Source organism: Bacillus fonticola, from assembly GCF_012955605.1.
Classification (GTDB): domain Bacteria; phylum Bacillota; class Bacilli; order Bacillales; family JC228; genus Bacillus_CG; species Bacillus_CG fonticola.
The window spans coordinates 1366288-1382785 of record NZ_CP052135.1 but is presented as its reverse complement, the minus strand read 5'-3'; the positions used below and the strand labels follow the sequence as shown (position 1 = coordinate 1382785).

Annotated in this window: 14 protein-coding genes and 1 other RNA gene; all 15 read right to left on the bottom strand. The window is 44.3% G+C overall.

Annotation, left to right across the window (positions count from 1 at the left end; all coding sequences use genetic code 11):
- Positions 1-25: 25 nt before the first annotated feature.
- Entirely contained in the window at positions 26-919 is an 894-nt protein-coding gene (locus tag HHK01_RS06760) for a 5'-3' exonuclease (protein WP_170007061.1), read from the bottom strand.
- The gene (locus tag HHK01_RS06755; RefSeq protein ID WP_170007060.1) at positions 916-4485 is read right to left on the bottom strand and encodes a dynamin family protein; all 3570 of its coding nucleotides are present in this window, start codon (positions 4483-4485) and stop codon (positions 916-918) included. The genes HHK01_RS06760 and HHK01_RS06755 overlap by 4 nt, the downstream gene beginning before the upstream one ends.
- Positions 4486-4647: 162 nt before the next feature.
- Positions 4648-5208, bottom strand: a complete 561-nt coding sequence (locus HHK01_RS06750) for an isoprenylcysteine carboxyl methyltransferase family protein (protein ID WP_170008695.1) — start codon at positions 5206-5208, stop codon at positions 4648-4650.
- Between the two features lie 4 nt (positions 5209-5212).
- Entirely contained in the window at positions 5213-6316 is a 1104-nt protein-coding gene (locus tag HHK01_RS06745) for a type III polyketide synthase (RefSeq protein WP_170007059.1), read from the bottom strand.
- 189 nt (positions 6317-6505) lie between these two features.
- Entirely contained in the window at positions 6506-7264 is a 759-nt protein-coding gene (locus HHK01_RS06740; RefSeq protein WP_170007058.1) for an SDR family NAD(P)-dependent oxidoreductase, read from the bottom strand.
- A 51-nt stretch (positions 7265-7315) separates the two neighbouring features.
- Positions 7316-7459, bottom strand: coding sequence for a hypothetical protein (locus HHK01_RS06735; RefSeq protein WP_170007057.1), 144 nt, complete (start codon positions 7457-7459; stop codon positions 7316-7318).
- A 73-nt stretch (positions 7460-7532) separates the two neighbouring features.
- Complete coding sequence (locus HHK01_RS06730; RefSeq protein ID WP_170007056.1) at positions 7533-9035, bottom strand: carboxypeptidase M32; 1503 nt, start codon at positions 9033-9035, stop codon at positions 7533-7535.
- 159 nt (positions 9036-9194) lie between these two features.
- Positions 9195-9398: a hypothetical protein gene (locus HHK01_RS06725; protein ID WP_170007055.1), complete on the bottom strand. Its 204-nt coding sequence runs from the start codon at positions 9396-9398 to the stop codon at positions 9195-9197.
- A 91-nt stretch (positions 9399-9489) separates the two neighbouring features.
- The gene (locus HHK01_RS06720; protein WP_407646939.1) at positions 9490-10626 is read right to left on the bottom strand and encodes a THUMP domain-containing class I SAM-dependent RNA methyltransferase; all 1137 of its coding nucleotides are present in this window, start codon (positions 10624-10626) and stop codon (positions 9490-9492) included.
- A gap of 78 nt (positions 10627-10704) precedes the next feature.
- Positions 10705-11089: RNase P RNA component class B (gene rnpB, locus HHK01_RS06715), an RNA gene on the bottom strand.
- Positions 11090-11174: 85 nt separating this feature from the next.
- Positions 11175-11489 carry a cell division regulator GpsB gene (gene gpsB, locus HHK01_RS06710; RefSeq protein WP_170008693.1) on the bottom strand — a complete coding sequence of 105 codons (315 nt, stop codon included), beginning with the start codon at positions 11487-11489 and terminating at the stop codon, positions 11175-11177.
- 67 nt (positions 11490-11556) lie between these two features.
- The gene (locus tag HHK01_RS06705) at positions 11557-12108 is read right to left on the bottom strand and encodes an SLOG family protein (RefSeq protein WP_170007054.1); all 552 of its coding nucleotides are present in this window, start codon (positions 12106-12108) and stop codon (positions 11557-11559) included.
- 65 nt (positions 12109-12173) lie between these two features.
- Positions 12174-12419 (bottom strand): CotD family spore coat protein, encoded by a 246-nt coding sequence (locus HHK01_RS06700; protein WP_170007053.1) that lies wholly within the window; start codon positions 12417-12419, stop codon positions 12174-12176.
- A gap of 525 nt (positions 12420-12944) precedes the next feature.
- The gene (locus HHK01_RS06695; RefSeq protein WP_228027687.1) at positions 12945-14159 is read right to left on the bottom strand and encodes a ribonuclease H-like domain-containing protein; all 1215 of its coding nucleotides are present in this window, start codon (positions 14157-14159) and stop codon (positions 12945-12947) included.
- Between the two features lie 22 nt (positions 14160-14181).
- Positions 14182-16464 (bottom strand): DEAD/DEAH box helicase, encoded by a 2283-nt coding sequence (locus tag HHK01_RS06690; protein WP_170007051.1) that lies wholly within the window; start codon positions 16462-16464, stop codon positions 14182-14184.
- Positions 16465-16498 lie beyond the last annotated feature (34 nt).

The following is a 16498-nucleotide window of genomic DNA, read 5'->3' as shown; positions in this document are numbered from 1 at the left end:
GAGGGAGCGTCAAACGACTCTCTTCCTACCCAGCGTGATCCACATGTGAAAACCACCTAGATAAGATTGGTTCAACTCCTACGAGCTTGAGCCCTCCGACACGCTTTCGGCACACTTCTTCAGCAGAAGGTGCGTAGGAGAAAATAGCTTGTCCATCGAGCGGTGCATCTTGTCGAATGGTCGCCAGCCTTCTTCCTAAAGATACATCCTCTTTTGCCCCTAAGACAGACTTCTTCTTAGCCGGTGTCAGTTGATCGACTGCCCCGTATAATCCATCGATAGAAGCGAATTGCTGTAAAAATTTTATCGCTGTTTTCTCCCCAACACCCGGCACGCCAGGATAGCAATCAGATGTATCACCCATAAGTGCCTTTACGTCAATCCATTGAGCAGGTTCTAGTCCAACTTCTTCCACAAATCGTTCCTTCGTCCATTTATCATAGTTACCGACTCCTTTTTGTGCAAACCACACAGACACGGAGTCATCGAGACATTGAAGCAAATCTTTATCTCCTGTAGCAATCATCACGTCATAGGATTTAGAGTATTGATGAGCCAACGTTCCGATACAATCGTCAGCTTCATACCCTACCAAGCCCACATTAGGGACGGATAAGGCTGTCGTCGCATCTTTTGCTAATTCAAATTGCGGAATCATCTCTTCAGGCGGAGCTCCCCGATTACTTTTATACCCATCATATAACTCGTTTCGAAACGTCTTTGACCCCATATCCCAGCAAACGATGACACGGTTTGCCGAAGAAGCGATCGCAGCCTCTGTCACATGGCGTAAGTAACCTTGTACTGCGTTCGTTGGAGTGCCCTCCTCGTTTCTTAAAAAGCGCCCATGTACGCTCGTTGCATAAAAAGCCCGAAATAAAAAAGCCATACCGTCTACTAATAAAACACGAGATGTCATGTAAGTGATTCTCTCCTTTCTCTACTGATGCTTCGCGTAACAAATCGTTGTAATTTGTCTTTTTGTTCTACTAATAATGGGAGTTTGTCACTTTGTTCCATTACATCTTTTCGGTCGTGAAGAAGTAAATCTAACGCCTCCATTTGTGCAGTTCTTTTCTCACTCACAAAAAGTTCTAAAGAACCCACAAACGTAGAGAGCATCTCCTGGCAAATAGACTCTACGTCTTGCTCCCATTTTTCTTGAAGTGTGATTTGTAAAATGGACTCTATTTCCTTTCGACCACCTTGCTCAAAAAACGCTCTAGCGCCTTTATAACGCTTTTTCCAACCCATTTCTTTCCTACCAGCAAGAGTCGTCTTTGGTTGTGGGACGTCAAACTGAAGACGAGATGCATCCCACTCAAACTGATCGAGCCAGCGTTCATCAAAACAGAATTGATCGTTCCACTCTTCTTGCCATGCGGAAACAGTTTTTTCAAGAGCTTGTTGCAGGCGAGCAAATGTCGCACGCATTTCCTGTACGATTTCAAAAGCAATATGCTCAATTAGCTCATTGTACGCTTGCTGTAAACCTTCTTGCTGCGCTTTCATGGATCCTTGCAGACGACCTGGATAAAAACTTTCTGTAAACCACTCACTAAACCGAAGACGTACACGTTGATTTACATAATAAGTGAGCTCCGCTGCTTCCTTTCGCACACTTGTCATGAAAGGTGTACTTGATAGTTTGTGGAGTTCCTTTTGAATGACTGTCACACGATCTTGTAAGCTAGTAAATTGGATCTGCTGCTCTTCTTTGGAAGAGGACGACATCTCGATCGTTTCTTCGAGATATTTGAAAGCTTGCTTAACAAGACGACGCGCTGAAGTATGGACGTGCTCTTTGGCAAGTGCCGGACCCTCTTCGTACAGTCTGTGCTCAACCTGTCGAAACTCTTGAGTAGCTTCTTCCCCAGACTTCTTATTCCGCAAAGCCGTTTTTGCAGAGATTGGATACAATGCTGGTTGCCGAATACCTACTTTAGCAAGCTCCCTCTCTACAAACTTAACGACACTGTCCAGCTCCTCTGTCGTTTCAGCTAAGTCTGCCGCGTTCACGAGAAACGTTAGCATTCCGATCGCATCCCCATCAAGTAAACGTCCGATTTGCCGTAAAAATTCTTCATCCGCCCGGGCAAACGCGTGCGAGTAATACGTCACATACAAAATCGCATCAGACGTACGCAATAAGTCAAAAGCAACGGAGGTATGCCTAGTGTTCACAGAGTCAATACCAGGTGTATCACGCAGGACAATCCCTGCTTCCGTAAGTGGACACGTTTTATATAACGTCACTGTATCTACAAAGCAAGACGTCCTTTCCTGCGCTGTAAAACGAGCCAGCTCAGATAATGAGGCGTGCCTATCCGTACCAATCGCCGCTCCCCATTCAGCAAGTCCTGTACGAAGCGCCTCCAAAAATGGCGATTTTTCTGAAGAGACTTGGAGCGTTTTGTGCAATTGGGAGACGTTTGTTACTGTATACTCATCGCCGAAATATGGACGCAAGTCATTCGTCAGGCGCTCCCACGACTTAAATCTCACAAACATTGTCTCTTCGTCTTCCGCTCTTTCAGGCAAGCGGATTTCTGTGATGGCAGCCGTTGTTGGATGCGGAGAAGAAACGATCCATTCCTCTCCGAGAAGCGCGTTTGCTACGGATGACTTACCAGCGCTAAAAGTACCAAAGAGCGTAACAGTGTATGTTTGATTGTCAAGCTGCTTCGCTTTTTCAACGAGCCGTTTTGCGTAACTTTCTAGCAAAGGAATGTCTTCCAATATTGGCAGTGCAGCTTGCCAGTCTATAAGTTCGCTAGTTTGCGTGGTATGGACTGGTCCCTTTTCCACCGTCGTATTCAATACAGACTCAAGGCGGTCTTCCTTTTGGTGAGGAGTTGCACTCATAAGCTTTTCTTCAGCCCACTGTAGTACTTGTAAGCCTCTAACCTCACCCACCTGCTGTTGGTGAGAACTCAGTGTTTCTAATGCCGTCGCCCACCCATCAAGTGAGTTCAGCTCATATTGGAGTTGTTCTCTTTTCTGTAGCTCATCCACAACTAGTGATTTTTCTTCAGCGATCCTTTGCAGTTCACTAGAAGCAGTCGAGGTCAGTACTTCATCCATCAAACTTGTTGCTTCCAACCACCAGCGCTTCAGTTGTTGCTTGACATGATTGGATAGTGATCCTGTATAGTGCAATAGGGAATCACCAGAATCACTAGCTCCCTCTTTTACGTAAGCTTCTATATCCTCTTTTTTTAGAATTTCCTTTACGCTACGAGTCGGCATATCCCCTTGTTTTACTAAATCATTTTGAACGAAAAAGGTGCGCATCTCTTTTTCGAAAGGAAGAACAGCCTGTGCTTCAACGGTTGACAAAAAGGCGTCAAAAAAAGCATCGAGACGCTCTTGTTGAGTACGCGCTTTTTTCTTTGCCGACGAGAACAAACCGACAGAAAACCCTTTTTGCATCGATTCTAAATAGCTCCCCGCGAGCTCACGAATTTCGTAAGGCGTGAGGTTTAGATGATGTAAAAAGGTGTCCACACGCTTTTTCGCTTGCTCTTTCCTGTTAGCAGTTTTTTGCTGAAGCTGTTCGTGCTGTTCTTCAAGCTTAGCTAACCGTTCCTTAAGTTCTTCATTCGAAGTTTCTGGTGCAAAAGAGAGAACGTCTTCTTTTGCATGTGTCAGCTCTTGCTCACATGCCTTTAGAAACAACTCCCAACGCACATCCCCTGATCTTTTCACAGCACGCGTAGTTAGCCACTGAAACAATTCGTTTTCTTGATGGAACGAATGCGAGCGGTACTTCCACGAAGTTGTGAATAAAGGCATACGATTGACGTTCGCCTCATGAAGTCCTTCTTTCACTTGCTGTAAGAATGTGTCGAAGCTCATTTCCTCTTCGTTATGCTTATCTATTTGGTTAATGAGGAACACGGTCTGTACTTGTTCCTGAAAGCATCGATGCAAAAATTTCATCCCGTCTCCACTTAACACGTGGTGATAGTCTGATAGAAACAAGCACACGTCTGCGCGCATGATGGCTTCCTCTGTGCGTCGCTCGTGAGCTGGGTCCGTTGAGTCTACCCCTGGTGTGTCTAAAAAGCATAATGACTTCGGTATATTGGACTGGAACGGTAGTCTTAGGTGGACCCGTTCTATTTTGTCACCATCAAGCAATGCGTATTCGATATCCTCTCTCGTCGTTACAGAGAAGGTTTTTTTCTGACCTGATGTTGTTTCCATTTCGATATGAGGTCGATCACCATGCTCAATGTACACAACGTTGGCACTCGTTGGAATTGGGCTAGTTGGCAGCCACTCTTCAGTCAATAGTGCGTTCAAAAATGTCGATTTCCCGGCTGAATACAAACCACACACTGCAACAAAAACTTTATCTTCTACTTCTTGTTGTAAAGAAGCTACGTAACGTGCGAGCAAACTGCGAGTACCAAATACTTCGACAAAGTCTTTCGCCTCTAACCAACGTGCTTCCCATCCCTGTTGTTTCGTTTTCCTCATGACTGTACACTCCCGAATCAAAAAAAGTCTCTTCCATTTTCCCATACAATACGCGTATTGTACATGGAATGCATAGGAAGAGACGCAGGTGAACAGATTCTTTACTCACGAACGCGGATTCCTGACCCGGATCAGTGGATTTTTCAAGCGCCGATGCAGAAATTATAGCTTCGGGCGTTTTGGGATGAAGCGAGCTTTTTCTGCAAACGGTTCGTCGTAATTGGTCCATGTTTGCAACGCGCGTTCTTCTTCTGGAATTCGGATAGAAAGAATGATTAAGTTGCAAACAAAGAAAAATAAAAACGTAAAGTAGGCTTGAAATAGGAGTGGTAACGTAGCAAGCTCTAACGTGACGACTACATAGTTCGGGTGACGCATAAATGTATACGGCCCCCGTGCAATGACCCTTGTATTCGGGAGCACTAAAATTTTTGTATTCCAAAATCTACCGAGTGAAGTTATCGCCCACACTCTGAGCCATTGAGCAAGCAGGAACAGAAATAGAAACAACGGGGCGTATGGACTTAATGCTGGTTGGAGTGTTTGGACTTCCAACACTAGTGAAACGAAGAATGACACATGCATGGCCACAAGCAGTCCGTAATGTTCTTCCCCGAACTCCTTCGCCCCTTGGTCTTTCATCCAGCGCTCATTTCGTTTCGCGATGAACAGCTCTACACCCCGTTGGCAAATAAGAAACGAAAACAAAATCCAGAACCACATCATGTTATACTGTCTCCTCCCATTTCAACAGCAGTAGTTCAGAACTAAATCCAGGTCCTAAAGAGGTCATGAGTCCCCATTCCTTTTTTGTTCCTGTAGCTGCTTCTTTCATTACATTTTCTAACACGTACAGTACGGTAGCGCTCGACATGTTACCGTGGTCGCGAAGAACATCTCTGGAATATGATGTTTTTTCATCTGGAATGGAAAATGCGTCTACATAAGCGTCCAACACCTTTTTTCCACCAGGGTGTGCTATGAAATACTCCACCTCATCTAAGGTGAGCTCGTTCTTCTCTAAAAACGACACCACATTGGACTGCACCCAGTTTTTCACAATCGATGGAATGTCTCGTGAAAATACAACATACAAGCCATCATCCTTCACATCCCACCCCATAACCCCAAGAGAATTAGGTTTCAACGTACTTTGAGCATCTACACAGGACGGAATGCGATAAGTAGGCTGCACAGATTCCGTAGATGCCCCGTCACCACCAATGCACACACAAGCAACACCATCGGAAAATAGACTTGTCCCTACAAGGTTACTTTTCGACAGATCTCCCTTTTGGAACGTTAAGCTACAAAGCTCTAAGGCAATCAATAGAACTTTTGCTTCTGGATACGCTTTGCAATACTCACAAGCCCTCGCTAACCCGCTTGTCCCACCTGCACAACCTAATCCCCAAATTGGAATTCGTTTCGTTGTTTGACGAAAAGGGAGCTTGTTCATAATGCGTGCTTCCATACTCGGTGTTGCCATTCCGGTTGTGCTCACGAAGAAAATCGCGTCGATCTCTTCGTAAGGAATAGGACTTTGCAAAAATGTACTTTCCCGCAAACATTTGATTACAACCATTGTGCCTAGCTTTTCAGCGGTTTCAAGGTAGGCATCATTCTTCTCCGCTAAGCTATGGGGAGTCTGAAACCACGTTAAATCCTTTGAAAAACGTCGACTCTTTATATTGCCGTTTTGAAATACAGTGAGCAGTCGATCAATATCTCTATAAGACTCTGCAAATATCTCACGCGCAAACTCAACTACAGAATCTTGCTTAACTTCATAAGGCGGGTCCATATGAGCTACTGATAATAGTCTTGGCATGGTGAGACCCCTTTCTAAGAACAAACCTATACTGGTTACTGTCTCCAAACTGACCAATATTTATGCGATTATTGTTTTGTAAAATTGATAAAATCAGTACCTTTCCCTCTACGCTCCTCCCTAAACAAAAAAACTGATCGCAATGATAACGACCAGTCTGCTGAAACGTGTATGTGAATGTAGGACTTTTTAAAACCCGTGAATCGTCATACCACCATCTACGAAAAGCGTCTGACCCGTCATATAACTTGACGCGTTCGATGCTAAAAATATGACAGGACCAACGAGCTCTTCCAGTTGACCAATCCTCTTTAGTGGTGTTACTGATAAAATATTTTGAACATACGCTTCGTCTTCTAGCAATTTTTTGGTCAACGGTGTCTCAAAATACCATGGACCGATTGCGTTTACACGGATGTTTTCAGCCCCCCACTCAAGTGCCAACGTTTTTGTCATTTGAATAAGCGCTGCTTTTGAAGCACCGTACGCGACCCCTGTTCGCAATGCACGTGTGCCCGCAACAGATGCGATGGAAATAATAGAACCCCCGTCCGCCATGCGTTTCTTTGCCTCTTGAGCACAAAAGAACGCAGAGCGACTGTTCGTGTCAAGGATTTGTTGCCACTCTGCCTCAGTGACATCATCTGCCTTTGATCGAATGTTCATACCGGCGTTATTTACAAGAATGTCTACAGATGGGACAAGCCCATCCACTTTTTTGAAGCTTGAACGAATCGAGTTGATATTAGAAACATCTGCGGAGACAATGTAGCTTTTGCCCCCAGCTCGTTCTATCAGCCGCGCCGTTTCCTCTAGATCGGCAACGGTTCGCGACATGACAACGACTTCGGCACCCGCCTCAGCTAATCCAATGGCTAAAGCTCGTCCAATTCCTCTCCCAGCACCCGTAACAATGGCCACTTTTCCGTCTAATCTAAAATGTGCCACTTATGTACCTCCTTAAAAATTTTCTTGTGCAGCAGAAGCAAGAGAAGTACATTACTCCTCCTGCTGTTTCTTCACCTTTTCGTGTGTATGGTGCAAATGAAAAATGATCGGTTGTAATTCATGTTCTCCACATAACCCACAACGATCGGACTGATGCTGTACCGCGCAACAGTGTACACAATACCAGTGTGACATAAGAATCCCCTCCTATATAGCTATTACAGCAGTCTATGAAAGAGGGGGATGCGAGTGAACTGTTCAGTACTTTTTACAGGTTGTATAGTGTACGATATTTGTTTGACATATGTTGAATAAAATACTTTGCACTCAAGGCTTCCCCTGTCGCGTCTTGGATGACGTCTAATGGCTTCTTTGTTTTCCCAAACTGATGCACGTTTGTCGTTAACCACTCGCGAATAGGTAGGAATTCTCCTTTTTCAACGAGCTCATCAAACGGTAGTGCTTGTTCCATAGCGTTGTGCAGTTGGGACGCATAAAATAATCCGAGTGCATAGGAAGGGAAATAACCGAAGCTTCCTCCAGACCAATGCACGTCTTGCAACACCCCGACCCCATCATGAGGAGGACGAACTCCTAAATATTCTTCATATAAAGAGTTCCATACTTCAGGTAAATCCTTCGTATCTAAGTTTCCAGTAATCAGTTGTTTTTCAATTTCATACCGGATCATTATATGTAACGGGTACGTCAACTCGTCAGCCTCGATACGAATTAGTGACGGCTTTGATTCATTGACCGCAAAATAAAAGTCGTCCAATCCTACACTATCCAGCGCTCCACCTGCTGCTTGCTGAAGCGAAGGGTAATGAGTCTTCCAGAAAAGTGGATTTCGACCTATGAAGTTTTCATAAAATAACGATTGCGATTCATGGATCCCCATCGATGTTCCATCAGCGAGCGGTGTTCCTTCAAGATCTATAGAAATATTTTGCTCATAGATTGCGTGCCCGCACTCGTGTATCGTACCAAACAGTGCAGTCCGGAAATCACTCTCATCATATTTTGTGGTGATCCGAACATCTCCACGGTTAATACCAATTGCAAATGGATGCACGGTCTCGTCTAAACGACCTTTGGAAAAATCGTAACCAAGTTCCTTTAGTACGGATAGACTGTACGCTTTTTGATTTTCTTTTGGAAAGTGAAAACGGACAAGGTCTGAATTCGGTTGTTTCGATGCCCCAGCAATTTCCTCTACTAGCGGAACAATTGAATTGCGGACTTCTGTAAATAGTTCATCAAGCTTATTTACTGTCATCCCAGGCTCGTATTGGTCGAGAAGCGTGTTGTACGGGTTCCCATCTTTTACTCCCCATAGCTCGATAAACTGCTTATTGTATTGTACAAGCTCTGCTAAGTATGGTTGAAACATTCCGTAATCTTGCTTTTCCTTCGCTTCCTCCCATACACTCTCGGCTTTTGATTGGAGCACAACATAACGCTCGTAATCCTTTTGTGGAATTTTACGATTTAAATCGTATTCTTTTTTGCACTCAGCTAGTACAAGCTTCGACCGTTCTGAAAGCTCGTCCTCACTTGATAGTTTTTCCAAGAAAGAACCCATTTCATTAGAAGTTGTCCGTCGGAATAGTTCGGACGAGAGAACCCCGATCGTCTCCGAGCGCTGGTCAATTCCCTTTTTAGGCGCTCCCGTTCGTAAATCCCAGAACAAAACAGACAAAGCTTCTCCGTAGGCATGATTTTGTTTCACGTACTCTAAAAACTCGGACTCAGTTTGCTGAATAGTCATTGTTATTTTGCCTCGCAAGCTTCCTTGCCAGGCGTCACCTCTCTTTCACCTATGTTCATTTCTTATGTATTACCTTTTCATCTTATCAGAAAGTTCTACCATTAGCTTGTTCTACACTGTTCAATGGCTCATTCGCGAAAAAAACGTGGTGAATCGTCTTCACCACGTTTTTTCCTGCCTGTGTAAGACAGTTATACTTCCACAACGGACTTGCTTTTCTCGTCTATAATACGCAAATTGTTTCGCTTCTTCTAATTGCTCTGTTGCCATGTTCAATTGAGCGAGCACGTTGGGATGTTGTTTAAAGGTGTTTTTAGAATACGCCAACGCTTTTTCGATTATTACAAAAGACTGAGGGTCCACATTTTCCACCTCCATGATTGAAAAACTGCAAGCGCATTGATCTAGCGCCCCCAGCTCCATAGAAAAGTATATGTAACGTGTGACCGTCCTATTATTTTTTCGGTCGTTTTCCCCAGTATTGATAAAAGTCTGTTCGGATAAATCCGTTAAACAGCTTCCGTTTTTTAGTGGCTTTCTTCCCATAGTGCTCTTCAAACTGTTCATCTCCGGTCAGGACATACACAGACCATGTTTCATAAGGCTTCAGCGTTTCCCCAAGTTCACTGTATAGACTCTCTACTTCTCTTTTCCCCATCCGTTCTCCCCAAGGTGGATTGCACACGATGACACCATTTTCCCCTGTCGTCTTAAAGTCTGATGCACGCATTTGCTTCCATTGAATGGCGTCGTACAAACCTGCTTCTAACGCATTTACTTTGGCGATCTCTATCATCTTCGGGTCAAGATCCGATCCGAAAATTTGTAGTTCTTTTCCATAGTCCGCGCTGTCATCAGCTTCTTGGCGAACTTCCTCCCAAACGCTTTTCGGAAACATCTTCCACAATTCACACGCGAAGGAGCGGTTAAAACCTGGAGCGATATTTTGTCCGATGAGTGCGGCTTCAATGGCAATTGTTCCTGATCCACAAAACAGGTCGACAAATGGCTTGTCCGGAAACCAATTCGTCAACTGTACGAGAGCAGCCGCCAATGTTTCCTTAATAGGCGCTTCCCCTTGTTCAAGACGATACCCCCGTTTATGTAAGCCTGTCCCACTTGAATCAATAGTTAACACCGCCATATCTTTACGCAACGCAATTTCAATGGGAACTGGCGCACCTTGCTCTTCAAACCACGTCACTTGGCGATACTTTCGCTTCAAGCGTTCAACGATAGCCTTTTTTACGATCCCTTGACAATCAGGTACACTAAACAAAGTCGATTGAACTGATTTTCCTGATACCGGGAAAGCTGCATCTACTGAGATAAATTGCTCCCATGGCAGCTGAAGCGTTCCTTCGAACAGCTCATCAAACGTTTTGGCACGAAATTTTCCAATTTCAAGACGAATGCGATCGGCCGTGCGCAGCCACATGTTAGCTTGTGCGACATCGCGAGCGTCACCACGAAAAGTGACACGACCGTTTTCGACCTCACATTCATAGCCAAGAGCTCGTACTTCCTTTGCCAATATGGCTTCAATTCCCATTGCGCACGTGGCGATAATTGTATAGTTCACATAGCTCATCCTCTCTAGTTCTTATAATAGAAAAAACTCCCCTATATAGGAGAGTTTAGCATTTAGAATCATGGTCATTTGACAACGTTCTGTAAGCCATGTTCTGTCCCATTTGTACTCAAGCGACTGACCACGTCTCGTACTCAGGGGGTAACCATCTATCTACAGTTTTGCTGTCTCCTTCACCTGTTCATTTCCAGTAAAGGAATGCCCCTACCAATATTTGGGTTTCTCGCTCGTGGGGTTTACCTCGTTCCACCCTTACCGTTTCCAGTAAGGCTTCGTCACTGTGGCACTTTTACAGGGCAAGAACACCATATCCGAAGACGTAGGTGTACTCCCGGCCGTCAGTACAAGATGTACTGCCCTGACTTATGAATTGGTCAGGCACGATCACTACGCGCATCTCAGCTACGTGCGAGCATGGACTTTCCTCTACAACGTAATAACGTTACAGCGGTTACCCGAACGTTGACATTAGAAAGTATAGTACGTTTACTAAGGAAAATCAAGTGTCCTAATTTTCGGAAATAAGTATAATTTTATTGGGACTCTAATTACTCGTACAGCTTACTTCCAAATACATGCTTTTCAAGATTGGAAAGCCGCTTCAAAATATCGAAGTTCGTCGTTCCTGCTGGCTGTGCAGTGGTGGTGGTTTTCGTCCGTTGTTGGGTTGCTTGGTCAGCTTGCTTTTTCAATCTTGAATTTTCCTGTTGTAATTCGTCAATCATTTCGTGGAACGCTTCGTAGTCTTTTATAATCAGATCTAGGAACTGGTCGACGTCTTCTGGTTTGTACCCACGCATTCCCGATTTAAAGTCTTTTTCAAGGATCTCTTTAGCCGTCAATTTAATGCGTTCTGTATACAAGTGCATCACCTCTTTGTCTACACTATTTTTCCAAAGTTCTCTTCGCTTGTCAACGAGGAATGATGACCTAGTCAAAAGTTTGTTCATCTTCTTCTACCACATTTTGCAGGTCGTCAAACGTAATCATTTCTATCGGGTACGAAACGGTTGTTGCTTCAAAGCGAGCAGCCTCTAAAAAAAATCGCGGGGAGCCTTCTCGTTCCACGTCGTACAGAAGTATAGCCCCCTCTGTGTGATCGAGAACAAATTGATGATGCCTTCGTAATTGATGAGCCCCTTTGTACGATTCATGGAACACAGCATTATGATAGTCCGCATTTGCAATAACTTCATGAAACCATTCTTGATTTCCCTCTTTCCACCGACTTTCCATCTCGAGAAAGGGTTGGATCACGGCAAGCTTTACGTCAAACCCTTCGTCTTGCAAAGCAAACACTGTTTCGGCCGCCCATAACTCTACACCGAGTTGACCGCTAATAAGCACCCATTCCAATCCTTCATCAATCTTTTGTAAGAGAATGTTTCTAATCGCTTTTTGTATGTAGAAAACTTCTATTGCGTCACGTTTGAAGATTCCTAGCTCGAACGATTTGTATCCAGACACAAACCACGTTGACACGATACCACTCCCCTATTCAAAGAAAAATGACTTCGACAACAGTTGTTGCCGAAGTCATTAAACTATTATCTACCGTACGGATATGGTGCCGATCCAGGCGGATAGAAATTTTGTTGGTTTGTAACTTCTTGAGCTACAGACTGTGATTGTGGAAAATAGTGATTATGCTGGTAATTTTGGTGATTAACCGTTACATTGTGTTGCGGATGAATGTGCGGAACTACTGTATTTGAAAACGTATGATTCACGCACGTTTTCGTAGGATGCACCACCGGTGGCATCACGCAATCTGGACGTTTTGGACAATGCATAGGACATGTCTCCTTTCAATTTATCTTCCCTACTACAGTATGTCGAGTAGGGCGGACATGTTCTAGACACCGGCCTATGTTTGTACTTTGGACCAAGCCCATCATAAGTGATGGTAAAAAGTAGCCTTCAAATACTATATCTTAGCACGAAAACGTATTACAGAAATAAAGCGTAACCATCGCTGCGGAAATTCCCCAATAATACAATCGTTAGTCCAATCAACAGAAAAAACAGTACGAGTAAAGTGCGATTCATCTTGCTGGCTCCTCTTTTTTAAGCATTTCTCGGTTCATTGTACAAACGATTCGACAAAGAAACAAGAGATTTTTCGACAAACACATCACAATTTCGTGACAGTTCACCAGCATACGACTTATTTTTACTTTTCTGCATTTTTCTTTGTAGAAAGAAGTTGAAATCTGCGCTTGCCTGGGAAATGTCCGCACAGTTTTTTTGTTATTATTTCCGTATTCATCTCTTATTCCGAGAATTAATTTCCTCACTCACTCTTTATGACAACGAGATTAGGTAAGGCTTTGCTTACGTAAAAGGCGTTTTAATCTGTATATGATGGGTCCTTCATCATCTTCCATTGTTCCTATTTCTTGCACTATTTGAAGTGCTCGCTCCGTATAGTGCAGCGCACGGGTAAAGTCGTGAACATCGTGTTCATAAAACTTTGCACACTCAATGCAGGCTGTCACGACTGCTGGGTGTGCAGGCATGCCAGCAAGTTGTTCCCAACTGGGCAAAGCTTGTTTTTTATTGAACTGTTTCTGGATAGAGGTGGCATACCATTGCATCGCTTCGAGTGTCCTTTCGTTCGCATCTCGTAAACTAGCAAACTGATCAGAAGCTCGATGGAATGCCCCCACAGCATACCACCACCTAGCTACTTCCCAGCTGACAGACGGCAAAGCTTTTCCTGGATGTAACACGGTTTCAGAAAGGTGTGCATACAGCGTGACAAGGGACAATATATCATCTTCGTTATGCTTCATCAGCTGCAGCATGCCCTCAGGATTCTTTCGTTCTAGATAATCCTGATAAATCATACCAGCCAGATGACCCGGAACGTCGTCTTGTCTATGTACACCAAGAACGTTTCTTTCCATCTCTTGCAAGCGTACAGACTCCATTGAAGGACGATACAGTCGTCTAGACGCGTGATACAAGTCGACGTGTCCAACTTGTGGTAAAGCTTGTACTTCGTCACGTAAGCCAGCATGTTTGCCTGAGAAAATGGGCCAGTCAAAACTTTTTCCATTAAAGGTAACCAAGCAATGTGTCTTGCATTCTTGTAGAAATGCTTGAAACAGTGCTGGTTCATTTCCTGGTGCGGGGAGAACGTACTGCGTCAAGTGAACACGATGATCACGAATCGATACAGTACCAATTAGAAACATGTGATTACCCGCACCATGACCGAGGCCAGTCGTTTCAATATCAAAAAACAACACTTCTTCTTCGTGTACTCCCCTTGTAGATAGCGGATGGTCGCCTTCTAGTTGTCTCCATGAACGAATTGCGTCGAGCCCTTGTTGGAACGTGTAATCCCCCCAAGTTTGTGCGAGCGGCCACGATTTTTTGCGAACAAAACAAGACCCTTTGCCCGTAAAAGAAACTCGAAACACTCCGGAAGTGTTCCAAAGTTTTTCTTCCTCCGAAACTACTTTTTCAGATATAGAGGCGACCTCCTCCTGCTTTGGTGCCGGTGAAGAAGAAAGATGATGCTTCATTCTTGAAAGTTTTTTTCTCACATCACCCATGGGCCTCTACCTTAGATAACGAAATAAGTTGCTTTAATAATTTGATCGTCTCTGCCTTAGCCCGTTCTGTCCTCGGATCCATACCTACGCAGGACGGACAGCCGCTTGTACACGGACATTGAGAAATTGCCCCAACCGCTTCCTTCACGATCTCTTGCCACTTTGAAAACACTTGTTTACTTAGTCCAACGCCACCAGGATAGCGATCATAGAAAAAGATTGTTGGTTTTCCGTTGTGTGTTGCTTTTATTTGTGGAATGACATGTACGTCACCGACATCACACATCGCATAAATAGACACAAGATGACGCAGTGCATGACTGGCACCCAGTAAACCTTCTTCCATACTTTTCGAGTCGGACGGTTCGTCAAATGAAATCCAGCAGCTCGTCGTGTGTAGTTCTTCTTCAGGTAAATGAATAGGACCTGATCCTACATTGTCGTGTGTGTTGAATTGGATTTTCTTAAAAATAGTAGCCATCGCTCTCACAGACACATCTCCGTAGTGAATTTCCGCTGAGGAAAACGGCTGAGATTTGTCGACTTCAAGTACATCGAGTGAGACGGCCAAATTGGCGTCTGTAAAATAATCTACGTTTACTTCACGCACATACGCCTTTTTTTCTTCCCAATCGAGAGTTTCCACTTGATACTGTATACCTTGATGAAGGTAAATCGCTTCTTCATGTAATAGGGTTAACGCACTAAAACGATCCATCTCACCTATAATTTGATGGTGAGGAGTATTTGTTTGATCAATGATAACAACGTTTTCTTGGGAAGCGGAGCGCAAACTCACATTGTGAGCAGGGAACGCATCTGTCATCCAGTACATTTTGTCGCCGTTTCGATACAATACGCGTTCCTCTTCCAAGTAATCGAGGCATTCTTCTAAGTCATATGCGCCGAACTTCTCGTCCAACGAAAACGCAAGCTCGTACGCCGCACACTTTAAGTGATCCATAAAAATGATTAAGTTATCTGGGTCAATTTGCGCCTCTTCTGGTGTTTGTTTGAAGAAAAAATCAGGATTTTGCATAATGTATTGATCTAGCGGTGAAGAACTTGCTACAAAAATGACGACAGATTCTTCGTTTCTCCGCCCCGCTCGTCCTGCTTGCTGCCAGCTGCTCGCAATACTTCCAGGGTATCCAGTCAAAATACACACTTGCAGCTGTCCGATATCGACACCGAGCTCGAGCGCATTTGTACTGATCACTCCATAAATGGAGCCATCTCGAAGTCCTTGTTCAATTTCCCTTCTCTCTGAAGGCAAATAACCACCTCGATACCCTCGAATCGACTTAGGTCCAAGCTCACGAGTAACGAGTGTCTGCAAATACTTCACCAAAATCTCTACACGAACACGACTGCGTGCAAACACAATCGTCTGAATATGTTCACGTAGGCAGGCTTCTGCTAACTTTCGTGCTGAAACTAGCGCGCTTTCCCGGACCATCAAGCCACTATGCACAACGGGAGGATTATAAAAGTAAAAATGTTTCTTGCCAGCGGGTGCTCCGTTGTTGTCAACTACCTCTACCACTTCGCCAGTAATTTGCTCAGCAAGTTGTTTTGGGTTTGCGATCGTAGCGGATGTACAAATAAAAATAGGGTTACTTCCATAATGCCTACAGATTCTCTTCAATCTACGAATGACGTTTGCCACATGGCTGCCAAAAACACCTCGGTATGTATGGAGTTCATCAATGACTACGACTTTCAATTGTTCAAAGAACGACACCCATTTCGTATGGTGCGGCAAAATAGCAGAGTGTAACATATCTGGGTTTGTCATCACAATATGACCGGCTTTTCGAACCTTTTGTCGTATAGAAGCTGGTGTATCCCCGTCGTATGTAAAGCCCCGTAGCGAAATCGGTAGTGAATCTCCTAACTCTTGAAGCTCAGCCTTTTGGTCGTTAGCTAGCGCTTTCGTTGGAAACAAATAGAGCGCACGTGCCTGGTCGTTTTCGAGTATGGACTGCACGACAGGCGCATTGTAGCAAAGCGTTTTTCCAGAAGCGGTCGGTGTAATTGCGACAAAGCTTTGTCGCTGTCTTGCAAGCTCAAATGCACGAGCCTGATGTGTATATAATGAGGAAATACCTCGGGTTTTGAAGGCTGCTTTTAGTGCGGCGTGCATCTCTCCCGGGAAAGGGACCGACTTTGCCTCTCTCGCTGGTAACACTTTATGGTAGACAAATTGAGCCGCATGTTCTGGGGACTCCTGCAGTTTTTGTAAAACATCTTGAATGGTTTGGTGCTTCCACATTTCTCTCCACCTCATACGTATTGTACCGAATAAA